At 71.5% G+C, this 20620-nt stretch carries 21 protein-coding genes and 4 pseudogenes; 12 read left to right on the top strand and 13 right to left on the bottom strand.

Annotated features, from left to right (window positions below):
* Window positions 1-164 precede the first annotated feature (164 nt).
* Both P3T27_RS11855 and P3T27_RS11850 read right to left on the bottom strand, forming a co-directional pair.
* Complete coding sequence (locus tag P3T27_RS11855; protein WP_280677294.1) at window positions 165-722, bottom strand: hypothetical protein; 558 nt, start codon at window positions 720-722, stop codon at window positions 165-167.
* A gap of 315 nt (window positions 723-1037) precedes the next feature.
* Window positions 1038-1430, bottom strand: a complete 393-nt coding sequence (locus tag P3T27_RS11850; RefSeq protein ID WP_280677292.1) for a nuclear transport factor 2 family protein — start codon at window positions 1428-1430, stop codon at window positions 1038-1040.
* 118 nt (window positions 1431-1548) lie between these two features.
* Between P3T27_RS11850 and P3T27_RS11845 the strand changes: the two genes are divergently transcribed.
* Entirely contained in the window at window positions 1549-2004 is a 456-nt protein-coding gene (locus tag P3T27_RS11845; RefSeq protein WP_280677290.1) for a MarR family transcriptional regulator, read from the top strand.
* Window positions 2005-2385: 381 nt separating this feature from the next.
* Here P3T27_RS11845 and P3T27_RS11840 read toward each other — a convergent pair.
* The 4 genes and pseudogenes from P3T27_RS11840 to P3T27_RS11825 form a co-directional block, all read right to left on the bottom strand.
* A pseudogene (locus tag P3T27_RS11840) lies at window positions 2386-2476 on the bottom strand.
* Between the two features lie 71 nt (window positions 2477-2547).
* Entirely contained in the window at window positions 2548-3279 is a 732-nt protein-coding gene (locus P3T27_RS11835; RefSeq protein WP_280677288.1) for a hypothetical protein, read from the bottom strand.
* 986 nt (window positions 3280-4265) lie between these two features.
* Window positions 4266-4559 (bottom strand): annotated as a pseudogene (locus P3T27_RS11830) (deaminase); the annotation flags it as partial.
* Window positions 4560-4742: 183 nt separating this feature from the next.
* Complete coding sequence (locus P3T27_RS11825; RefSeq protein ID WP_280677286.1) at window positions 4743-5402, bottom strand: TetR-like C-terminal domain-containing protein; 660 nt, start codon at window positions 5400-5402, stop codon at window positions 4743-4745.
* Between the two features lie 112 nt (window positions 5403-5514).
* Here P3T27_RS11825 and P3T27_RS11820 point away from each other — a divergent pair, with 112 nt between their 5' ends.
* A complete protein-coding gene (locus P3T27_RS11820; protein WP_280677284.1) occupies window positions 5515-6732 on the top strand; it encodes an alpha/beta fold hydrolase in 1218 nt (405 codons plus the stop codon).
* Between the two features lie 21 nt (window positions 6733-6753).
* Here P3T27_RS11820 and P3T27_RS11815 read toward each other — a convergent pair.
* The 3 genes and pseudogenes from P3T27_RS11815 to P3T27_RS11805 form a co-directional block, all read right to left on the bottom strand.
* Window positions 6754-6909: pseudogene (locus tag P3T27_RS11815) on the bottom strand (transposase); the annotation flags it as partial.
* A 79-nt stretch (window positions 6910-6988) separates the two neighbouring features.
* Window positions 6989-7465, bottom strand: coding sequence for a hypothetical protein (locus P3T27_RS11810; RefSeq protein WP_280677282.1), 477 nt, complete (start codon window positions 7463-7465; stop codon window positions 6989-6991).
* A gap of 103 nt (window positions 7466-7568) precedes the next feature.
* Window positions 7569-8894 carry a cytochrome P450 gene (locus tag P3T27_RS11805; protein ID WP_280677280.1) on the bottom strand — a complete coding sequence of 442 codons (1326 nt, stop codon included), beginning with the start codon at window positions 8892-8894 and terminating at the stop codon, window positions 7569-7571.
* A 190-nt stretch (window positions 8895-9084) separates the two neighbouring features.
* On the opposite strand from P3T27_RS11805, the gene P3T27_RS11800 reads away from it, so the two are divergent.
* A complete protein-coding gene (locus P3T27_RS11800) occupies window positions 9085-9270 on the top strand; it encodes a hypothetical protein (protein ID WP_280677278.1) in 186 nt (61 codons plus the stop codon).
* A gap of 419 nt (window positions 9271-9689) precedes the next feature.
* On the opposite strand, the gene P3T27_RS11795 is transcribed toward P3T27_RS11800, so the two are convergent.
* A complete protein-coding gene (locus P3T27_RS11795) occupies window positions 9690-10085 on the bottom strand; it encodes a hypothetical protein (RefSeq protein ID WP_280677276.1) in 396 nt (131 codons plus the stop codon).
* Between the two features lie 103 nt (window positions 10086-10188).
* On the opposite strand from P3T27_RS11795, the gene P3T27_RS11790 reads away from it, so the two are divergent.
* Together P3T27_RS11790 and P3T27_RS11785 are read left to right on the top strand one after the other, a co-directional pair.
* A complete protein-coding gene (locus P3T27_RS11790) occupies window positions 10189-10692 on the top strand; it encodes a hypothetical protein (protein ID WP_280677274.1) in 504 nt (167 codons plus the stop codon).
* A gap of 2 nt (window positions 10693-10694) precedes the next feature.
* A complete protein-coding gene (locus tag P3T27_RS11785) occupies window positions 10695-11135 on the top strand; it encodes a nuclear transport factor 2 family protein (protein WP_280677271.1) in 441 nt (146 codons plus the stop codon).
* Between the two features lie 249 nt (window positions 11136-11384).
* Here the strand turns inward: P3T27_RS11785 and P3T27_RS11780 are convergent, their stop codons facing one another.
* Entirely contained in the window at window positions 11385-12152 is a 768-nt protein-coding gene (locus tag P3T27_RS11780; protein ID WP_280677270.1) for a glucose 1-dehydrogenase, read from the bottom strand.
* A 572-nt stretch (window positions 12153-12724) separates the two neighbouring features.
* Between P3T27_RS11780 and P3T27_RS11775 the strand changes: the two genes are divergently transcribed.
* The 4 genes from P3T27_RS11775 to P3T27_RS11760 all read left to right on the top strand — a co-directional run bounded on the left by P3T27_RS11775 (window position 12725) and on the right by P3T27_RS11760 (window position 17075).
* Window positions 12725-13216: a signal peptide protein gene (locus P3T27_RS11775; RefSeq protein WP_280677268.1), complete on the top strand. Its 492-nt coding sequence runs from the start codon at window positions 12725-12727 to the stop codon at window positions 13214-13216.
* Window positions 13217-14212: 996 nt separating this feature from the next.
* Complete coding sequence (locus tag P3T27_RS11770; protein ID WP_280677266.1) at window positions 14213-14587, top strand: transglycosylase SLT domain-containing protein; 375 nt, start codon at window positions 14213-14215, stop codon at window positions 14585-14587.
* Window positions 14588-15116: 529 nt separating this feature from the next.
* Window positions 15117-15524 carry a hypothetical protein gene (locus tag P3T27_RS11765; RefSeq protein WP_280677264.1) on the top strand — a complete coding sequence of 136 codons (408 nt, stop codon included), beginning with the start codon at window positions 15117-15119 and terminating at the stop codon, window positions 15522-15524.
* Between the two features lie 837 nt (window positions 15525-16361).
* Window positions 16362-17075, top strand: a complete 714-nt coding sequence (locus tag P3T27_RS11760; RefSeq protein WP_280677262.1) for an SDR family oxidoreductase — start codon at window positions 16362-16364, stop codon at window positions 17073-17075.
* A 205-nt stretch (window positions 17076-17280) separates the two neighbouring features.
* Here P3T27_RS11760 and P3T27_RS11755 read toward each other — a convergent pair whose 3' ends face one another.
* Complete coding sequence (locus P3T27_RS11755; RefSeq protein WP_280677260.1) at window positions 17281-18258, bottom strand: DUF5996 family protein; 978 nt, start codon at window positions 18256-18258, stop codon at window positions 17281-17283.
* Window positions 18259-18497: 239 nt separating this feature from the next.
* Window positions 18498-19000 (bottom strand): annotated as a pseudogene (locus tag P3T27_RS11750) (transposase); the annotation flags it as partial.
* A 454-nt stretch (window positions 19001-19454) separates the two neighbouring features.
* Between P3T27_RS11750 and P3T27_RS11745 the strand changes: the two are divergent.
* The 3 genes from P3T27_RS11745 to P3T27_RS11735 all read left to right on the top strand — a co-directional run bounded on the left by P3T27_RS11745 (window position 19455) and on the right by P3T27_RS11735 (window position 20484).
* On the top strand, window positions 19455-19598 hold the full coding sequence (locus tag P3T27_RS11745) for a hypothetical protein (protein WP_280677258.1): 144 nt from the start codon (window positions 19455-19457) through the stop codon (window positions 19596-19598).
* Window positions 19599-19867: 269 nt separating this feature from the next.
* Entirely contained in the window at window positions 19868-20203 is a 336-nt protein-coding gene (locus tag P3T27_RS11740; RefSeq protein WP_280677256.1) for a hypothetical protein, read from the top strand.
* Window positions 20200-20484, top strand: a complete 285-nt coding sequence (locus P3T27_RS11735) for a hypothetical protein (RefSeq protein WP_280677255.1) — start codon at window positions 20200-20202, stop codon at window positions 20482-20484. Before P3T27_RS11740 ends, P3T27_RS11735 begins: the two co-directional genes overlap by 4 nt.
* Window positions 20485-20620: the final 136 nt, after the last annotated feature.

The raw sequence follows: 20620 nt of genomic DNA, 5'->3' as shown, positions 1-20620 counted from the left end.
TCACGGGTGTGGCCGGTGGCGGTTGGCTGGCGCGGTTGCCGGACGTGGGCCGGACGCGGCGAGCGGTGCCGCGCCCGGTCCAGGGCGGGCCGGGGCCCGGCCCGTACTCCTGCGGCCCCTCGGGCAGCGGGGGTACGGGCCGGCGTGCGGCCGTCCGGGCGGGGTCAGCTCGGGAAGGGCCAGGTCGGGCACCACGGCCAGGTGATCTGGCCCGGGTAGGGCGGGCCCCACGGCGGGCACGGGGGCAGGGACGGCGCCGACTGGGCGGTGGTCCACAGGACTTTGCCGTTCAGCTGGACCGCGATGGCGCCCTCGTTGTAGACGGCCAGCTCGGCGCCGGGGTGGCCGCCGGTGTTGCTGGCCCACAGCGGGGTGTTGTCGGCGGCGTACACGACGAGGTTGCCGTCGCCCTGCATGACCAGGATGTTGCCGTTGGGGATGGCGCCCTTGGCGACCCAGATCGGGGTGGTGTCGCGGTACAGGACGACGTTGCCGTCGCCCTGCATGGCCAGCATGATGTGGCCGTTCGGCGAGTACCAGGCCTGGTTGCGGTTCAGCAGGCTGTTCATCGGGATGTGGGTGGGCTCGGTCAGCGCGGCGGCCACGGCGGGAGCGGCGGCCGGAACAGCCGGTGCGGCGTCGGCGATGCCGGTGGCGACGGCGCCGAGCCCGATCGTGGTGAGGGCGGCCAGGGCGGCGACCCGGGAGCGGAGTCTGGACATGGGTTGGCGTGAAGTCCTTTCGAGCAGTGGGAAGTTGACGGTGCATAACGATCTCTCGCGGCGCCGTACCTCACGCTAGGGCTGCGGTGTGCCGTCGAGCGGCAGGTCCAGCGGCAGCTTCCCTCCCGCCGTCGAGCCGTCGTCTCTGCCCGTGGCGAATCTGCGGTGGGCGGAGACGACGCTCCCGTTGGTCTTGCGCGGCCGGCTGCTCAGGGCGTCGATGCCGGGGTGTCGTCGAGCCGGTCGGGGAACGGCAACTGTTTCACGGCGGCCTCCTGAGGGGTCGGGGGCGGGAGGAGGGGCGGGAGGCGGGGTTCAGCGGGCGCTGCCGAGGTTCCGGTCGCCGTCGGCGCCTTCGAGCAGGAGGGTGGTCTCCTCGATGCGGCGGAAGCGGCCGTCGGGGGCGAACTCGGCGAAGAGGTAGACCTCCATGCGGACGGTGGACCCGTCGGTCTTGACGACGGTCATGGTGTGGCGGTCGGCGTAGCGGTCGCCGGCCGCGAGCTCGTCGTGGACCTCGACGGAGCCGTCGGCGACGACCGTGCGCAGGTGGGCGATGTGGGTGAGGAATCCGGTGCGGTCGGCCCACTCGCCGTCGGTGCGCTGGCGGTAGTCGGGGGCGAAGTGCCGGTCGGCGGCCTCGTCCAGGTCGAGGCCCGGGGTGAGGAGGAGGTCGGTGAGGGCGGCGCGGACGTCGGTGCGGTTCATGGGGATTCCTTCGGGTGCGTGCGGGGGCGGCCCGCCGTGGATCGATCGGGGATGCGTGCCTTAAGCACGCTTGTGACTGTACCGGAAAAGCGTGTGCGGCGCACGCTAATCTGGAGGGGTGAAGAACTCGACAGGACAAGACATCGCCGAGGCCCTCGGGCTGCTCCTACGGCGCAGCACCCGCGCCCGGCTCTACACCCACCTGACCGAGGGACTGGGGGAGGCCGTCGACGACCTCACCTACCCGGTCCTCAGCGGCCTGGCCCGCACCGGCCCGTCCAGCGCCGCCGACCTCGGCCGCGAGATCGGACTGGACCGCACCACCGTCACCCGCCGCGCCGACCGCCTGGAGCGGGCCGGCCTGCTCCAGCGCCGGCCCGACCCGGCCGACGGCCGCGCCACCCTGCTCGCCCTCACCGACGAGGGCCGCGCCGTCATCGCGGCCACCCGGCAGCGGCTCGCCGCCGGCATCGAGGACGCGCTCGCCACCTGGCCGCAGGCCGACGCCCAGGCCTTCGCCCGCCTCCTGCGCCGCTTCCTCGACGACGGCCCCTTCGCCGCCGGCCGCGACTGACCGTCACCGGCCCGGCCGGTGCGCCCGGGCCCTCGGCGCCGGCCCGGTCGAAGGCCCGCTCAGCGCGCCGGTGGTGACCGCCACCCGCCGACGGCCACGGAAAACGCGAGAGGACCCGGGAGCGTAGCCTGCTCCCGGGCCCCTGTTTGCCGCCCAATTGCGCACACCGGCACGTTTAAGGGTGGCGGATCAGATTGAAATCGACGCGTTCTGCCTTTGAACTACCGTGCCACGGAGCGGCACAGACAGGACTCGAACCTGCATTCGTCGACATTCGTCCGCACCCGGTCGATCCGGTGTTCGGCGGCGAATGCTGAGACTGGAGCGAGAGTCTGAGATTCACGGGGCCCGCCTCTGCCTGGCTTGGGCTACCCCGGCCGGTGGTGCCGGGGGGAGGACTCGAACCTCCACGGTGACCCCTGGTCAGCTTCAACATCAGTGTCAGCTTTTCGCACCGCGCAGCGCCCCCGCCCGGTCTCCCGGGACGGGGTCCTTGCGCGCTCGGTGCACCCGCCCGGCTCCCCGGGCGGGCGATCGAAGAGGCTACCGGAACAGGTAGCCGAAGACGGCGTCGCCCACCCGCTGGTCGGTGACCTCGACGGCGTTGGCCTCCTCACGGGCGAACTTGACCGCCTGCTGGAGCTTCTCCACCCGCTCGGCGAGCTCGTTCACCCGGCGGGCCGGCAGCGCGCCGGAGAACTTGACCGTAGTCCAGTAGCCGACCGCGATGTCCTCGTAGTAGACCTCGACCTGGGCCGGGTGCTTCTCGGTGGCCTCGGCCTTGACGTGGTTGCGCGGCACCTTCTTGGTCCGGATGGTGCGCACCGGCTCGGTCTTCCAGGAGTCGGTGGACGGGTCGAGGTTCCATGACTCGGAGGCGTCCAGCACCGGGAGCTTCTTCATGAAGGTGAACAGGTCGGTGAGCTGCTTCTCCAGGAACAGCAGGTACGGCACCGGCACCTGGGCGAGGAGCACCTGGCCGTCCACCACCACGTCGGCGCGGGCACCGATGTTGGCCCAGTCCTTGGTGGCCGTGACGTCGAAGAGCCGGGTGAGGGTGCTCGCGGTGGACCGCAGGATGTCCTCGGCCTTCAGCTGCACACGGGTCGACTCCGGCGGCAGTTGCTCGCCCTCCTCGTCCTTGGGCTGGTAGGTGCGGGAGATCCCGGCCAGCAGCGCGGGCTTCTGCAGGTCCTGGTGGGCCTGCGTCAGCTCCTGGAAGGACTTGGACTTGACGCCCTTCTCAACGGCGATGATCTGGTTCAGCTTTGCCACGCCGTGGACGCTACCAGCCTCGAACGGAACGGCGACACCCGATTTTTCGATCGAGCAGCCGTCCCGGTAAGTCTCCTGACACAGCCGCGGGTTGACGTCCGGACGGACCGGAGGCTCACACGTCTCGTGGTGAACCGGCCCGGGCGCAAGCGCCGGGCGGGCGTCCCCTCGACACCGGTTCGGTGGGCCGGGCCCGTGCGCCGAGGGGCCACGTGCTGCCGCAGTGCTCGTTCGCCGGCCCCGCCACTGTGGCGCGCGTTCCCGGGCTTCGCCGGCTGCGGCCCGCCAAGGCCGGAGACCGCCTCCTGTAGGCGAATTCCAGGGGGCGGCCTTCCGGGTTTCCTCAGGGTCCGGGGAGCGTAGCGCGGGCCACTGACACTGATACTCCTGACCGGTCCCCGGTGGTCGTGGCTCTGCCACTGACTGACGCCCTGCCGGACTGTCCTCCGGTTGTTCTGTCCGGCCGTCGGGACCCGTCCCCGAGGCCCCGGCCGGGCGGAGCCACCTGTTGGCGCGAGACCGCCGGGAAGGGCGTGCCGCCGTGGCTTCCCCGCGGTGCCCGGGCAGACCTCGGCAAGCTCGTCACCAGGTTGGGCGCCGAGTTCGACCGCCGGGCCGTCCTCCTCGGTTCCCACCTTGTCCGGACAGCCCCGTTCGGTGCCCACGGGTACCGGCACCGGCGATTCCTGGAGACCTGAGGGCCGGGCGGCTGCAACCGCCTGGCCGCTACCGAGTCTGGCCGTGACGCCCCGCCAACCGCGCACGGCCCGCAAACGCGGGCGAGGCCCGGCACCCGAACGGGTGCCGGGCCTCGCCCGACAGTGGAGCGCCAGGCCCGGGTTGCACGGACTCTCCCTACTGAAAGTAGGGCGTGCTCTGGTAGCACCGCTGACGCCTGACGAGGAATCATCTCCCTCGCGACGAGAAGAATACTAGCAGGTCAGCGGCCCACTATCGAAGCCGGGACGCCGGCGGCGCGGTGGCGGGAGGTTGGGCGTGCCGCGGGGGGCCACGTACTTGGGGGCGTGGTTGAAGAGCTCGGCGATCGCGCCGTCCTTCTGGTGCGGCCAGTAGGCGGCGAAGATGTCGTACGTCCGTCGGCCGAGCAGGAGGGCGTCCGTGCCTTCGTACGCGGTGAGGATCTGCGCTCCGGTGGCCTCGTCGATCAGGGGTGCCTGCCAGCCGCCGAACGGGAACTCGACCGGGTCCTCGTCGGGGCCGCCGGGCGCCTGCCCGACGAGGTCGAGGGTCGTGAACAGTTCGATGTGGATGAGGCCCATGTCTGTACTCCCGATTCCTCGCCGAGTACATGCCCACCGATCGTGGAAGCGCGCACCGTGCCCTGACCACGCCACCTGGGCGGGACGCCGCACCGGGACTCCCACCCACGGTGGATCACCGGACCCGTCCGGCCCGTCCGGCCCGTCCGACCGGCCCGCGCCGCGTGGTGTGAGCCCTGGGCGTCAGGCGCTGAAGGCAGCGAGGAGCTTGTCGGTGAGGCGGTCGAGGTAGTCGGGGGCGGTCGGGGTGTGGATGACCGCCAGGCGCCAGTAGAGCGGGCCGGCGAGCAGGTCGAGCGCGAGTTCGCGGTCCACGTCGGCGGGGAGTTCGCCGCGGCCGACCGCCCGTTCCAGGAGCTGCGTGGCCTTGGCGCGGCGGGTGTCGCGGACGGTGGTGAAGAGTGCCTCGGCCAGTTCGGGGCTGCGGCCGCCCTCGGCGATCAGGTCGGGGATGATCCTCGCGGGAAGCCGCTGGTTCAGCGCGTCGGCGACCTCCGTGAGGAAGGCGAGGACGTCGCCGCGCAGGGTCCCGGTGTCGGTGGGCCCGGAAGCGTCGACGGCGACGGCGGCGACCAGGTCGACGGTCATGTCCAGCTTGGACGCCCAGCGGCGGTAGATGGCCGCCTTGCCCGCACCGGCGCGCTTGGCGACCGCTTCCAGGGACAGCCGCGCGTATCCGGCCGACGCCAGTTCCTCGAAGAAGGCGGCGGCGATCGCCTCGGTCACCGAGTCCTGGAGCACGGGTCCTCCGGGGAGCCGGCGCCCGGGGGAGTGGCCGGAGGCGGGCGCGGACGCCGGGGCCGGGGCCGGCGGCTGGGGCTGGGGCGTGGGAGAGCTGGACATGTCCCGAACCTACACGAGACGGAACGGTTGCGTCTCGACTCGGTGCGGCCTATCGTCATTCGAAGACGAGACGGAACGGTTCCGTCTCGACAAGTGTTCTGGGGTGTGCACCATGCGATTCCTGTACGAGGACGAGTCGTTCTCCTTCGAGGCACTGCGCGCGGCCGGCTTCGCCGGTGACGGCGGCGCCGACCTGGGCGAGGTCCTGGCCACCCTCCGCAACGTCGGCGAGGGCGACGAGGAGGCCTGGCTGCGCGAGTGGAAGAACACCGCGCAGCGCGTCCACGCCATCGGCACCGGCGCCCTGACGGCCGGCCACAGGGTCAGCGCCCGCGAGGCCCTGCTGCGCGCGTCGAACTACTACCGCACCGCCGAGTTCTACCGCCGCGACGACCCCGCCGCCGACCCCGAGGCCAAGACCCTCTCCGCCCTGTCCCGCGAGACCTTCGCGACCGCCGCGGCGCTGATGGACACCCCCGTCCAGGCCGTACGCATCCCCTACGAGGACACCAGCCTGCCCGGCTACCTCTTCCTCGTCGACGACTCCGGCGCCCCCCGCCCGACCGTCATCTTCACCAGCGGCTTCGACTCCACCCTGGAGGAGGCCTACTTCGTCATCGGCGCGGCCGCGCTGCGCCGGGGCTACAACGTGCTGGCCTACGACGGGCCCGGCCAGGGTGCGGCGCTGCGCGAGCAAGGACTCGTCTTCCGTCCGGACTGGGAGGCCGTGGTCACCCCGGTGGTCGAGTACGCGCTCACCCGGCCAGAGATCGCCCCCGACCGGCTCGCACTGCTGGGCTACAGCCTCGGCGGCTACCTCACCGCCCGCGCCGCCGCCCACGAACACCGCCTGGCCGCCCTGGTCCTGGACGACGGCCTCTACGACTACCACGACGCCCACACCCGGTTCATGCCCCCGTTCCTGGCGGAATGGATCGAGGCCGGGCGCGACGACCTCGCCAACCCCGTCGCGAGCCTGCTCATGCAGGGCAGCACCCAGCTCCGCTGGGCCCTGCGCAACGGCGTGTGGGCGTTCGGCGCCGACTCCGTCGCGGACTACATCCGCCGCACCGCCGACTACACCCTCGACGGCGTCGCCCACCTCATCGACTGCCCCACCCTCATCCTGGACGCCGAGGACGACCAGTTCTTCCGCGGCCAGCCCCAGCGTGTCCAGGCCGCACTGACCTGCCCCCACACCCTGATCACCCTCCCCGAGGCCGAAGGCGCGGGCGAGCACTGCCACATGGGAGCGATGTCGCGCTTCCAGCAGATCACCTTCGACTGGCTCGACACCACCCTGACCCCGGCCCCCACACCCGCCGCCTGACCACGCGGAACCCGCCCCTTTGCTCACGTCCACGGCCAGCACGAGCCGCCCGTCGCCGGCCCGGGGTTGCGGGAGCGCGGCCGGCGTCCGCCGCAGTCGCACCGCGTCGGTCCGGCCGCGGTTGAGCGCGTCGTCAAGCGCACCGTGCCCACGTCGGTGCTCGGCCACCAGCGTCAGGGGTCATCGAAGATCCCCACCCCTGCTTAGGGGGCAGGACAGGCCTGCTCACCTGACCTCCCCAGCCCCAGTGCGCCGACTACTGCCTCCAGACGACAACGCCGTCACGCACAACCAACGGCTCGACCTGGTCCGATTCGTAGAACCGGATCCACCCGAGGCGCACGCTGCCGTCGAGCTGCCGATGCCTGTCGTCGGCCTTGTCCGCAAGCCAGCTGAGCAGCTTCCCGGTGTCACCGAATTCGTCGGGGTGGATCTCCTGCCGACTGGTCAGGGCCCATACGCCGCACCAGGTGTCCTCCCGGCGATGGAAGGCGGAGACGAGTGCGCCGCTCACCTTGTGCGCCTCGCCGTGACGGCCCAGAAGGGGCTGGGGGTGGTTGTCGATGACGAGTTCACCGTCGTCGTCCTCGCCCCAGTACGGAAACGTGGTCACGATTCGGAGCGCCTCCGGTTCGGGGCCGAGCCCGAGGTGCCATCGGAGCTCGACGAGGTCGTCCTCGGACAACTCGTCGCGCAGGTCCAGCGTGAGGGTGAGTTCGAAGATGTCTGCCATGGCCGCACACGCTAACCCTCACCGCTGACAGCCCGCCCCTCACGGCTCCGGTCGGCATCCTCGTACGGGCGGGACGCTGCACCGATTCCCGCGGCGGCGCCGGTCAGGAGCCGGCCGCAACTCCGCTGCGGCGACCGCTGGCCGGCCCCGTGCGGTTCCGGGGTCCCAGGCGTACGGGGAGGTCCTTCATGTGCCAGTTGAGCGGGTTGGTGCCGCGTTGCAGGGATCCCGGATCGACGGCGAGTTGCAGGTCGGGTACACGGTTGAACAGCGCGGCCAGGGCGACGGCGGCCTCCTCCTGGGCGAGGTGTGCGCCCAGACAGCGGTGGGCGCCGTACCCGAATCCGAGGTGGGGCTCCCTGCTGCGGCGGGTGCGGCCGAGGTCGAGGCGGTCGGGATCGGTGAAGGCGGCCGGGTCGCGGTTGGCGGCGGACACGATCGGAAGGACGGCTTCTCCGGCGCGCACCGGGGTGGCACCGACGGTGGTGTCACGGGTGGCGTAGCGGGGCAGCGCGCGCACGACGGGACCGCAGTAGCGCATGAGTTCGTCGACGGCGTGCGGCATGAGGGTGGGGTCCTCGCGCAGCAGGGCGAGTTGGTCGGGGTGGGTGAGGAGTGCTTCGGTGCCGTTGGCGATGAGGTTGACGGTCGTGATGTGCCCGGCGACGACCAGGTTGGTGATGAGCGAGACGAGCTCGTCGGTGCTCAACCGGTCGCGGTGGTGGGGCGCGAGCAGCTCGGAGATGAGGTCGCCGCCGGGGGCGGCGGTGTGGAGTTCGATGAGGACGTGGGCGTCGGCGACCATGCCGGCGAGCGCGTTGCCCAGCTCCTCACCGCAGGCGCCGGCGGCCAGTGCGGCGCTGCGATCCCGCCAGCGGTCGCGGTCGGCTTCGGGGACGGCGATGAGTTCGCAGATGACGGTGATCGGCAGCGGCCGGGCGAAGTGTTCGATCAGGTCGACGACGCCGTTCTCGGCGTGGTCCGGCAGCTGATCGAGCAGGTCGGCGGCGATGGCCTCGATCCTGGGACGCAGCGCGCCCACGCGGCGCGGGGAGAAGGCGGCGGCGACCAGGCCGCGCAACCGGCGGTGGTCGGAGCCGTCCGAGTCGAAGATCCCGGCGCGCAGGTACTTCTCGTGCCCTGAGTACATGCCGCGGGCCTGCCAGGTCTGTTCGGTGCGATGGGCCACCGACGCGCCGGGGACGGCCGCGGCGTCGATGGTGAAGCCGGGATCGCTCATGATCGTGCGGATGTCGTCGTGGCGGGTGGCCACCCACATGGGGTCGACGCCCCGTACGCACCCCCGCGTCATCTGCTCGCGTTCACGGATGTGCGCGTAGGAGGTGAACGGATCGCTGACCAGCTCCTGACCGGCCAGGTCCAGCGGTTCGTCGCCGGTCTCGGTGGCGGCCTGGCCTTGCGTCGTCATAGCGGGGTGCTCCCAACGGGCGGTCGTTCCGTGACGGCATCATGACGGCCGGACCGCGCCCCGTTGCCGCTACCGGCGCCAATCCACCCGAACGAACGTATTCGCCCTCGACCCCGAGCACGGAGACGGCCGTCCTTCAGATGCCGGCGGGGGCGTGGTCTGCCTACGCGCCTGCGGGTTCCTGAAGACCTTGGACCCGTCGTGGGGCGGCACCGATCTCACCGCCCCCGCCGACGCCGCCACCCCTACCGACCCGCAGAACGCCCGCGTGGCGGGCCTGCTGCTCGGCACCCGCCTGCCGTCGGTTTCCGGCGGCCCGATCGCCTACGTCCCCACCACGACCACCGCCGACCAGCCCGCCACCGAGAGGGAGTAAGCCCGATGGACCGCAAGACGTACACCGCCGAGCTCGCCGGTCTGCGCGAGCCGCGCACCGAGATCGCGGCCGCCGAGGAGACGGTCGCGGCCGCGCGGAAGGAGTTGGACAAGCTCACCGCCCAGCGTGCGCGCCGGGTGGCCGGGCTCGCGGGGTACGAGGGAGCCCAGGCACCGGCCATCGCGAAGGCTTCGGGCCTGTCGGTCGGTGACGTCGTGCGGATCGCCCCGCTGCTGGACCCGACCCCGGCCGCCGTCCGTGCCGCCAAGACCGACGACCAGGCCGTCACCGCCGCGCCCGCCCCGGCGCCGTCACCCGTGGCGCAGCCGGAGCCCGCAGGTGCGGTCGCCCCTGTGCTGACCCGCCCCGCCCCCGTCGTCGAGCGGACGACCCCGGTGGCCCAGGCACCGGTGGGGGCCTCAGCAATGGCCGAGGACCCGGCCATCGTTGCCGAGCAGCCCTCCGCCTCGCCCGCCGAGCCCGCCGCCCCCGGCACCTGGGCCGCCGGGGAGACAGAACCCGGCGTACAGGCCAAGTCGTCCCCTGCGGTCGCGTCGGTCCCGGGCACCGCCGTACTGGCCGTGCCGGTCGGGCCGCGTGAGCTGCCGACCGTTCCCGAGGGCCCGGCGGGTGCCAGGTTCGAGGCGGTAGAGGTACGGGCCGTGCGGGCTGCCGGGCGGCACGAGCCCGTTGCCGCACAGGGCGACGTCGGCCACGCCGGGCAGCGGGGCGAGGACCTCCAGGAGCAGCTGGTGGAGGACGGTCAGGCCGGTCTTGCGCCGGGTTCCGTCCAGGCCGGGCAGCCCCATGGTCACCTGCGGAGCCCCTGCGGGCTCGTCATGCCGCACCGGCAAGGGCAAGGTGGTTATCCAGTGGGCTCGAAAGCGGGAACTTCCCTTCCTCTCCGACCATCACGGAATGCGGCACACCCAGCCCACCGGTCTCCTCGTGCCGCACCGGATCGCGGTCGACATCAAGGCCGTCGAAGCCGACCTCGCTGCCCGAGCGAGCATCACCCACTCCATCGTGCGCCCGGCCTGGGTGATGCAGAACTTCACCGACGCCCACCTGCCCGTCGTCAACGGGGCTGTCACGGTCCCCACCGGCAGTGGCACGGAAGCCTTCGTCGACGCGGCCGACATCGCCGCCGTCGCGGCGGAGACGCTCCTCGCCCCCGAGCGCCACGCCGGCGCTCGGTACGCGCCCACCGGCCCGCAGGCGCTCACCGTCGGCGACGTCGCCGCCGGTGTCGTCCCCGCCGACTACGCGGTGATGCTCCGCTGGCTGACCGGCACCATCATCACCGGCAACGGCTCCACGCCCAACGACGACGTCGAGAAGGTCACCGGCCAGAAGCCGACCGCCTTCGGCGAGTTCGCCCGGCGCAACGCCCACGCCTGGACCTCACCGGCGGCCGTGTGACCATGTCCATCGAGAACCTTGAGGATTTCGCGGCGCTGGACCCGTTCTTCCGGATCATCCAGGAGGGCCTCGCAGGCCTGGTCGACGGGGACCACTTCTTCGACCTCCTGGCCGAGGACGTCGTCGTCGAGTACGTGGTCTCGGTCCCCGGCTACCCGCGCCGAGTCCACGGTCGCCGTGCGGTCGCCGACCTGTACCGCGGCTACGGCGACGTCATGGTCCTGGCCGGCGCGGACGAGTTGGCTGTCCATCATGACCCCGAGGCGTCCGTGGTCGTGCTGGAGTACGCCGTGCACGGGCGGGCGGTCCACACCGGACGCGGCTACGACAACCACTTCGTCTCCGTGATCACCATCAAGGACCGCCAGGTGACGCACTGGCGCGACTACCTCGACCCCGTCGCCGTCTTCCGAGCCCTCGGATGGCCGGCAGAGACCCGCTGACGGGGCGAACCACGGCCTGCCGAAGTACTCGAGCATGCCGCCGCCCTCTCCGTGGTCCGGCATGGGCCTGGCAAGGACGGCGGCCGCAGGTCGGCACTGCTGTCTTTTCCCGTGAACATCGAACAGGGCCCTCCGTGGATGACTCCGGAATCGCTGTCCGTTCCCACCGAAGCCGGTCGCCGTCTCGTCCACCCCAGCCGATGCAGTCCGGGCTGGGCAGCTGTCACCCGCCTGCGCCGACCTCGCGATTCACGTGCTCGGGAACAGGGGGCCGCCCGCCAGGAGGCCGCCGTCGACCAGGAGGATGTGCCCGGTGACGTAGCTCGCCTGGTCGGAACCCAGGTACTGGACGGCCTGGGCGATCTCCTCCGGGGTACCCGCCCGGTGCATGGGCAGCGCCGAATCGACTGCGGCACGTACCGTGTCGTCGCCGGTGAACCGGTCGTACATGGCGGTCCGGGTGTAGCCGGGGGCGACCGCGTTGACCCGGATGTCGTGGGCGGCGCCTTCGAGTGCGGCCGCCTTGGTGATGCCGACGACGGCGTGCTTGCTCCCGACGTACAAGGCCGCCCCGGGGTAGCCCGTCAGGCCGTAGCCGGAGCTGACGTTGACGATGCTGCCTGCGCCCTGTTCCCTCATGACCCGGAACTCGTGCTTCAGACAGAGCAGCGTTCCCTTGACGTTGGTGTCGAAGACGGCCTGGTAGGCCTCGTCGGTCACCTCGGTGACCGGGGCGGGTGTTCCCTCGGTGCCGGCGTTGTTGAAGGCGACGTCGATCCGCCCGAACCGCGCGACCGCGCGGTCGACGAGGTCCTTCACATCGGCCTCGAAGCGGACGTCGGCCCGCACGAACTCGGCCGGGGCGCCGAGGTCGGAGAGTTCCCCGGCGAGCTGCTCACCCACGTCCTCGTGGCGGCCGGAGACCACGAGGTTCGCGCCTTGACGGGCGTAAGCGAAGGCGGTGGCGCGGCCGATGCCGGTGAGCGCGCCCGTGATGAGGACGACGGGATCAGACACGTCGAGGGTCCTTCCTGCAACCACTCAGGTGAACGATGGGCAAGCGGTTCGGAACCCCACGACACCGGGGTCCTCGTCGGGCTGGGGCACATCCCCCGGTACGCCCACAAGGAAGGTGTCTCAGCCGGACGACAGCCGCATCGGACCCGACCGCCGCATCCGTCGAACGGCGGCACTCGACGACCCGTACGGCCCAGGGACGGCGGCCGGGACGTCCGACACCCACTCCGGAGCAGCCACGATCACCCCGCACGCCACGGCCGTCTCCGCCGATGAAGCGGTCCGTAAGACCCACCAGGAACACGAGGCCACCCCGCCGGCGGATCCGCCCCCGCCGGCTCTGCCCGGCCGGCAGCCTTGCGTTTCCCGGGCCTCGTGATCGGAGGGCCGTGCGCGGGGCCGTCGGTGCGGCGCGGATGCGCGGTGGGCCATCCGTGTGCAGGGTGGATGGGTACGGTCCGGGCTGCCCGGCGGCGGCAGTCCGTCCAGCCGTGGACGCGCTCGGTGGGCGGGTGATTGCCCGGCCGCCGGTGAACTTCCCGGGAGCGCCGTCGACGACCGAAGGAGACGCCATGCCCACCTGGAAGATCCTCCGCCGGGCTCTGGCCCCGGCCGCCCTCGTCGCCCTGTTGGCCACGGTGTTCGCGCTGCCGTCGCAGGCGCTCGCCACGGGGGACTTCGCCCCGCAGGTGGCGGCCGCTGCCGCGCCGGCCTCGTTCGTCGACCTGCCCGACCGGCCGCTGCCGTCCGACCACGCGGCGCACCGGATCACTGTCACCTACCGCAACGACTCGTCGGCGGACCGGTCCGTCGCCCCGCAGATCCTCGTCGAGTCACCGGACAACGGGCCCTTCCTCGCCCCGGCGGACATCAAGCTCGAGGTCCTGACCGGCGGCCACTGGAAGACCGTGCCGCTGGCCAGCCAGACCGGGACGCTGTACACCGACCTCACCCAGGCGAAACTGGTCCTCCACAGCCATCACACCCTCACCCAGCGGTACCGGCTCACCGTCGTCAAGGCCGGCCCGGGTACGGTCCAGCCCAGGGTCGCGCTGTACGCCTGAAACCCCCGGGGCTTCGCCGGCCGCGTGGGCCGCATCGAGATGCCCGGCGACTCGCGCACGGCCACGAACGACGCCGGGATGTCTTCGGAGCGGGGGATGCCGACGGTGACGTTCCAGGGCAAGCCGACTTGGACGTGGTCGCGGTGGTAGCTGCGCCGCCAGCACAGGTTCCATGGCCTGGCCTGCGCCCTCGAGTACGTGGTGGACGGCGAGACCGCCGGCCGGATGCCCCACCCGGCCCACCGGGAGGGCGCCGAGCGCCTCGACGCAGCCGTTCGTGCCTGGCCCAACGAGCACTGGACACCGGCGGGGCGGGCACCAGCCGCCGGTGCCCGCCCCGCCCCGCCCCGCCCCGCCGCGACGTGAGGTCCTCGATGCGGGCGGTGCCGGCGGGACGAGCGTCTCGGTGGCCGACCGGGGTCCTGCGACGGCTTCGCGCCCTGCCCGACTGCCGCCGTGCCGACCAGGGGGCCGACAGCTGTGGCGACGCCCTGTGGTGCCGTTCCCGTGTCGGCCGGGTGTGGTGACGGTCTCAATGGCGGCCGATCGGCGCTGACTCGGTGTGATCACGGTGGATCGGTCGGTGATGGTGCCGGGGCCGGGGCCGTGAGTGCGCTCACACGCGAATGTGCTGTACGACGACGGATAGTGATGTCCGTTTTGCACCATTTTGAGACTATTTGGTGGGTTGTTGGAGAGTGTTTGCGCAGGCCGGGAGGGGTCGACGCGCTCCGGGCGACCCGCCTCTCGAACCGGTGCCGGTCTCTTCGGCTACGACCGCGGATCGTAGCGAGGGGGTCTTGTCGAGTGCCGATCCGGTCTGGCACCTTGGCATTCGTCGCCAGCCACACCGGCTCCTGTCCCGCCGGTGAACGGCTTACCGCCGAGTCACACCCCGCGACCGTTCGGCCCCTGTCCGGCCACGGTCGAAGCGGGGAGTGACACCGGCCCAACCCGATTGAGGTCTTGCTCTTCATGCCCGCTTTCAAGCTCCGTATGCGTACCTCTGCCGCGATTCTTGCCGGTGCCGCCGGTGTGACCGCCCTGGGTGCCGCCGTGGTCCCCGCCGTCGCCTCGGCCGCGGACGCCTCCCCGCAGGCCATCGCCGCTCAGATCGTGCCGGCGGACCAGCTGGCCTCGTTCAGCCAGATCGTCTCCCACGAGTCGGGCTGGAACGTCACGGCGACCAACCCGAGCTCGGGCTCGTACGGTCTGGGCCAGGCGCTGCCGGCCTCCAAGATGGCCTCGGCCGGTGCGGACTGGAAGACCAACCCGTCCACCCAGATCAAGTGGACGCTGGACTACATGAACACCCGCTACGGCAGCCCGAACGCCGCCTGGAGCTTCTGGCAGACCCACCACTGGTACTAAGCCGACCACTCGGCTTCCCCTCACCCCGGGGGCCGGACAGGGGCAACCGGAGTGACCCACGAAGGGCCTGTGCCCGCGCGTCTGCGCGGGCACAGGCCCTCGTGCCGTTTCCCGGCCGCCCGAAGCACCCCGATCGGCGGCAGCGCACCTACGCCGGCGCCCGGCAGCGCATCGCCGGGCGTCGCCGGGCGTCGTGTCCGTCGGCGGCCTGACGTCCTGGTCGTGCTCGACCTGCGTCGGCGCCCACACCCGCAGTGCCGGAAACCGAAGTCGAGGGTGTGGTCGTTCTCGCCAGCTTCGCGTGACCGGCCTGTGCACCCTGGCGGCCCCGCCGCTCGTCGCGGTGCTCCGGCGCCACCGCGTCGACTCGTGTTTGCGGTTGGGGTCAGAGGTAGGACTCCGGGGCCTTGACGAGCATCCGCGTGCGGTCAACGCCGACAGTCCGCCGTCACCCGCCCGTGCGATACCCAGCACGCGATCTCTCCGAGACGATAGGCCTGCGAACTGTACGCACCTGTAGGGAGGCCAGATGATCCGTTCCCGTACCGGGATGCGAAACGTGGGGCGCATCGCGGTGGCCGCGTGCTGCACCGCAGTTCTCGCCGTCAGCCAGGCCTCGCTGGCCTACGCCGCCAGCCGAACGGTGAGCTTCGAGTTTCAACACCTGTGGATCACCCCGGAGTTCGAGACCGGCGACGGCGACATCCACTTCACCGTGAAGAGCTGCAACCGGCCCAAATCGGAAATGACCGTCACCTTGCGCAGCACCGACGGCATCAACACGGACATCGGCCACAGGACCATCGAGTGTCGCGAGGGAAACGGGGTCGTGTTCGACGGGCTGCGCGGGGGGACGTTCGAGTTCGAACTCGGCAAGCTCGACGACGGCAAGACCTTCAAGGGAACCGCCACCTACTCGTTCCCCGCCCCCAAGTAGCAGCGCTGGCAGCAGGTTGACCGACGGAAGGTCGGCAACGTCGACGCGCGACGCCGGCGCACCATCAAGGCCGTGCCCGACCAGGAGTAAGCCACGCGGCACCTGCCCGAGGGCTGTGGCCAGTCGCGCTCTGTAACGTGCGGTGCTGTAGCGCGCCCGGGGCAGACGGAGAAGTCCAACACCCGCGCCGCTCCGTCCTGGGCGCCGCCAGCGCCGTCGTCCCGCTCCGGCGTCGAACCTCGGGCAGCGGGTGCCGCAGATCCCGCAGCGGCGGTGCGCCCGGGACCTGAGCCGGACCGCGACCACGATGACCTGCGACTTCTCCTCGAACCGGACGTCCTGCGGAACCGCCTGCGCGCATCCGACCAACGCGTTCAATACCGCTCTTCAGTGACCCACAGATGGAGCAGAAGCGCCCCAAAAGGCCTCCCGCAGGTGCGGCGCCTCGGCACTGAACGCGACCATGGTCTCGGGGCGACGACCAACCTGTTCATCAAGCCCGACCACGCCGGGGCGGAGAGGCCACCACTGGCGCTCTCGCACCCCACGACGACCTCTTCGGCGAGTTCCCTGCCTCGACCCGCCCCGCGCACAGCCAACCGAGGCCGGTTCCGGGGCGCCGGCTCCCTGGCTCGGGGCACCAGCGGCGCGGAGCCCGGAGCGCGGTCCTGCGACCGGTTTCCTCCCTCCCGGAAGGCGGAGACTCCCACCGCAGGTAGCGGGCGGGTGCTTGGGCCGGCCCGCCCGCACCCCCTGGAGGATTGCCGACCGGTCGTCCGGTCCCGCGGAGCATCCCGCGGTGGGAGCCGGCCCGGGCAACCACTGGAGAAGGTCACCATGAGCACTCCCGGTCAGAAGGTCGCCGTCATCACGGGCGCGTCGCAGGGCATCGGCGCCAGCCTGGTCGACGCCTACCGCAAGCTCGGCTATGCCGTGGTCGCGACCTCGCGCAGCATCGCCCCGTCCCAGGACCCGAACATCCTCACCATCCAGGGCGACATCGCCGACCCCGCCACCGCCGAACGCGTGGCCGGCGCCGCCATTGAGCGCTTCGGCCGCATCGACACCCTGGTCAACAACGCCGGCATTTTCATCGCCAAGCCGTTCACCGACTACACCCAGGCCGACTACGACGCGGTGACCGGTGTCAACCTGACCGGCTTCTTCCGCATCACCCAGCTCGCCGTCGAGCAGATGCTCCGCCAGGGCTGCGGCCACGTCGTCCAGCTCACCACCAGCCTGGTCGACCACGCCATGTCCGCCGTGACCTCGGTCCTGGCCTCCCTCACCAAGGGCGGCCTGCAGTCGGCCACCAAGGCCTTGGCCATCGAGTACGCCTCCCGCGGAATCCGCAGCAACGCCGTCTCGCTCGGCATCATCAAGACACCGCTGAACCCGGAGGAGTACCACAAGACGCTCGCCGCCCTGCATCCGATCGGCCGGATGGGCGAGGTCGGCGACATCGTCGGCGCGGTGATCTACCTCGAGAACGCTCCGTTCGTCACCGGTGAGATCCTCCACGTCGACGGCGGCCAGAGCGCCGGCCACTGACCCTGGACAGCCACCCGGGCGCCTGAGCGCGGCGCCCAGGGCACGCAGGCGTCCTCATACACGAGCCCCCGAAGACATTCCTCGTCATGCGCCGACGCGGATGAACCATGGGGCCGCTGTTCCGCAAGACCAGCTGCTCAGTCGCGACGCGCCGTCATCGTCCAGGGCCTCAACGAGCCGCCGCGCCAGCCAATAGCCTTCCGGGTCAGGAATCTCGACCTGAGTCGCCGTGCTGGTGCTGGTGCTGGACGAGCGCGGGCGGTGTCCTGCTCATGTACCAACCCTCGACGCGGGGTCCGACGAGATCGGACGGCCAGCCTGCCGTCTCGACGGCGGCATCGTAGACGGCGTCACCGAACGCCACAATGGCCTGGTGCGGGTCCGCTGTCTCCCTGAGCGTGGCCCACGGCAGACGAACCAGACCTGCGTCGGGATGCCAGGCGGCGCCCTCGACACCCCAGGACCGGCCCCCGAGACCGTCCGGCTGGGGCCAGATGTACGCATACATGCCAATGTTCGGCGCCTTGGCATCCCCGAAGGAGAATCCCACCGACACGTACGCGTCGAGCTGGGCGTTCTGCATGAACGGCGGCCGGTGGGGCGGCGGCACGGTGGGCTGCGCCCGGAAACGCGTGGCGGACAGGTCGAAGCCGCCCCACATCACACCGACCCGGGGGCGGTGTCCCAGGAAGGGGGCCTGCCACGCCTCGAGTCCGTCAGCGGCGAGGTTCAACGCTGTCCAGATCAGCCGGGCCGCGTGGTCGTCCCAGGTGCGTTCGACGTGATCGTCCTCGAAACGCGGCGGGGCATCCGGAATCTCGCAGATCAACGAGCTGCGCGGTCGGTGTATGCCGAGCTCGTCTGCCGCATCGCAGAAGGACGCATAGAACATGGCGACCGACCCCTTGGACAAGGGCACCGTCCGCGAGCCGTTGTCGGCCTCGATGACCACGCCACCGTCGAGCAGGCTGTAGTGCACCGTGAAGGTCACGCCTCGCTGCCGAAGGGTTGGCGTACGGAGCCCCCGGGGGGTGACATCGAGGACGATGTTTCCCCAGCCGACTTCGAAGGGCTCGTCGAGGGTGTACTTGCCCGCGACCTGTACCACCCGGTTCACGTAGCCAACCATGGGCGCCAGGTCCTCATACACCAGCGCCGGCCACGCATTGAGACGTTCGCTCACCGAGAGCCTCCCAGCGTGTCGATGGGATCAGCAGGAGGGGACGTCAGGTGCCGCACCCGCTCCCCGTACAGCGACAGGCGGGCCTCGGACACCGAACTGCGAACCGGTAACCAATTCTCGCACGCAGGTCAGGGCCCTGCCCGCTCGGTGGCGCCGGGCGTGGGTCTGTACGGTCTTCGGCTCTGTACGGTCTTCGGCGCTGTCCCGTAGTCGGTGGTAGCGCTGTGTGGTGATCGCTGGAGGAGGATGCGGTGGCGGAGCAGGGGGACCCGGCTCGGCCGTGTATCTGGCGCATGGTCCTCTTGGTTCGCGTGTTGCCGCCCTCGGTGCGGCCGTTGTGCCAGGGGAGGGTGAGTCCGGCGTCGACGGCGGCGCGGTCGAGTTCGAGGCCGTTCGTGACGGAGTGCAGGTGGGGCAGGTCGGTGGCGCGGACCGTGGTGATCCAGTCGGCAAGCGTGGCGTCGTTGCCCTCCGCCGGGGTCGGCAGCCGGGCGAACTCGCGGGTGAGGTGGGAGAGTTCGGTCCTCTCCGGGCAGGCGTCGGTGAGTTCCCGCAGTAGTGCGGTGTCCTTGTCGCGCAGGTTCCCGGGGCGGCTGAGGAGGAGGCGGGCGAAGCGCTGCGGGGTGGTGACCGGCTTGTCGCCCTCGGCGCGGCCCTGGGTGATGGAGCGGTAGAGCGGGTTGGGGCTGCCGGTGTATCCCGATTCCTTGATCTCCCGGAAGAGTTGGAGGACGGGGACGGCTCTTCGGACGGTCGACGGGACAGGGATCGGGACGCGAAGGGACGATACGGCGGACATCGGACACCCCTGCCGCGCCACCGACACCGATACCCGATCAAGCGCTCCCTGGTACGCGACGGACACAAAGCCCGGTACGGGCCGTGGCAGTCCGCTCGTTCCGGGGAGGCCGTGCGGCGCGGTCCGACGGAATCCAGGAGGCGGGCCCCAGGGCGTGTCATGACGGCGGCTTACGGGCCGGCCGGTGCACGGTGCGCACGGGGCATCGGCGGCTGATGAGCCTTTCGTGACACCAAGGTGCCTGTCCCGTTGGTGACAGGGCGAAGCCATTCCGCGGGGTCCCCAGGGCCAGCAGGATGGTGATCGCCGGCACGGGGGCGAGGACAACGCCCCCGGGACCGGATCCCAAGGGCCGTCTCGCCGGCTCACACCACCAACCGCCTCCCGGGGGACCACCATGCTCCGCGCCGTTTCGTCGATCGCCACCGCCGGCCTCGCCGCCCTGCTCCTGCTCGCCGCCGCCCCGGCCGCCTCCGCCGCGACCGCCGCCGCGGTCCGCACCGACACGGGCGTGTCCTCGCAGGTCATCGGCTGGGACTGAGCCCGCTTCGGGCCCCGCGACGCGCCGGGCCCGGCACTCCGCACCACCGGCCCGCCGAATCCTCCAGAGGCCACCGAGGCCACCGAGGCCACCGAGGCCACCGAGGCCACCGAGGCCACCGAGGCCTCCGCACCGCACCCGGATCCAGCCGTACCGCGCTGATGCTCCGCCGCGCCGTCGGTGCGATTCCGCCGCGCACAGCCTGGCGAACGTCGTCGCCGGCCCGCCCCCCTCCTTTCTCGCCGTCCTCCTCGACCTCGGGAGCCGTCATGCCCGCACGCACCCAGCGATCGACCTTCACCGCGGTGTCCGCCGCTCTGGCCCTGTGCACCGCCGCCGTGGTGACCGGCTGCGCCGCCGACGGGGCCGGCAAGCCGACGGCCGCCGTGACCGGCGCGGGCGCGCTCTCCTCCGGGGCGGCGAGCACCGCAACACCCGCTGACGGAACCGGAGTTGCCACGCCGACCGCGGCACCGGCGCCGTCCACGGGCGCAGCGACCGCTACGGCCGCCACACCCGCCGCGACCGGCGCCGGCGATCGGACCGGCCGCGCCGCGCCCTCGCGGGTCATCGGCTGGGATGCGTACTCGCAGGTCATCAGATGAGACTGAGCTCCATGCGGGTCGTGCTCGCACGCCTGGAAGGCCTGGCCACCGGCCCTTCGGCCGAATCGGCCGGCCCGCTCGTCGAGGACCTGATCTGGGCTCACGCCCGACCGGCCGAGGGGCTCGAACACCTCACCGTCCGGCCCGCCGCGGAGGGGCTGGAACTCTACCTCTTCGTCCGGTCCGGCTCCGAGTCGGCCGCCCTCGACCAGGTGCGGGCCCTCCTGGACCGGGCCCATGGACCGCTTTCCCGGCACGGCTACGCCCTGGACCGTCGCTGATCCCCGCCTGAAACCACCGGTCCGCCGCTTCCGGCGATTTCAGAGGACGTTAAGTCCCTTTACTCATGGTTGGGGATCGCTCGTTCGTGTGATCGTTCGATGAACTGACGTGCTGGCCGGGGGGTGGGTGATGTTG

Origin of the sequence: Kitasatospora sp. MAA19 (genome assembly GCF_029894125.1) — a bacterium.
Classification (GTDB): domain Bacteria; phylum Actinomycetota; class Actinomycetes; order Streptomycetales; family Streptomycetaceae; genus Kitasatospora.
Note: the sequence above shows the minus strand (reverse complement) of the source record. Positions and strands in the feature narration are given on the sequence as shown.

Coding starts and splice junctions, on each gene's coding strand:
- P3T27_RS11805 (WP_280677280.1), bottom strand. CDS start 8,894: ATGACGACGCAAGGCCAGGCCGCCACCGAGACCGGCGACGAACCGCTG.
- P3T27_RS11820 (WP_280677284.1), top strand. CDS start 5,515: ATGCGATTCCTGTACGAGGACGAGTCGTTCTCCTTCGAGGCACTGCGC.
- P3T27_RS11765 (WP_280677264.1), top strand. CDS start 15,117: ATGATCCGTTCCCGTACCGGGATGCGAAACGTGGGGCGCATCGCGGTG.
- P3T27_RS11760 (WP_280677262.1), top strand. CDS start 16,362: ATGAGCACTCCCGGTCAGAAGGTCGCCGTCATCACGGGCGCGTCGCAG.
- P3T27_RS11775 (WP_280677268.1), top strand. CDS start 12,725: ATGCCCACCTGGAAGATCCTCCGCCGGGCTCTGGCCCCGGCCGCCCTC.
- P3T27_RS11825 (WP_280677286.1), bottom strand. CDS start 5,402: ATGTCCAGCTCTCCCACGCCCCAGCCCCAGCCGCCGGCCCCGGCCCCG.
- P3T27_RS11740 (WP_280677256.1), top strand. CDS start 19,868: ATGCCCGCACGCACCCAGCGATCGACCTTCACCGCGGTGTCCGCCGCT.
- P3T27_RS11790 (WP_280677274.1), top strand. CDS start 10,189: ATGCGGCACACCCAGCCCACCGGTCTCCTCGTGCCGCACCGGATCGCG.
- P3T27_RS11770 (WP_280677266.1), top strand. CDS start 14,213: ATGCGTACCTCTGCCGCGATTCTTGCCGGTGCCGCCGGTGTGACCGCC.
- P3T27_RS11735 (WP_280677255.1), top strand. CDS start 20,200: ATGAGACTGAGCTCCATGCGGGTCGTGCTCGCACGCCTGGAAGGCCTG.
- P3T27_RS11785 (WP_280677271.1), top strand. CDS start 10,695: ATGTCCATCGAGAACCTTGAGGATTTCGCGGCGCTGGACCCGTTCTTC.
- P3T27_RS11850 (WP_280677292.1), bottom strand. CDS start 1,430: ATGAACCGCACCGACGTCCGCGCCGCCCTCACCGACCTCCTCCTCACC.
- P3T27_RS11810 (WP_280677282.1), bottom strand. CDS start 7,465: ATGGCAGACATCTTCGAACTCACCCTCACGCTGGACCTGCGCGACGAG.
- P3T27_RS11855 (WP_280677294.1), bottom strand. CDS start 722: ATGTCCAGACTCCGCTCCCGGGTCGCCGCCCTGGCCGCCCTCACCACG.
- P3T27_RS11745 (WP_280677258.1), top strand. CDS start 19,455: ATGCTCCGCGCCGTTTCGTCGATCGCCACCGCCGGCCTCGCCGCCCTG.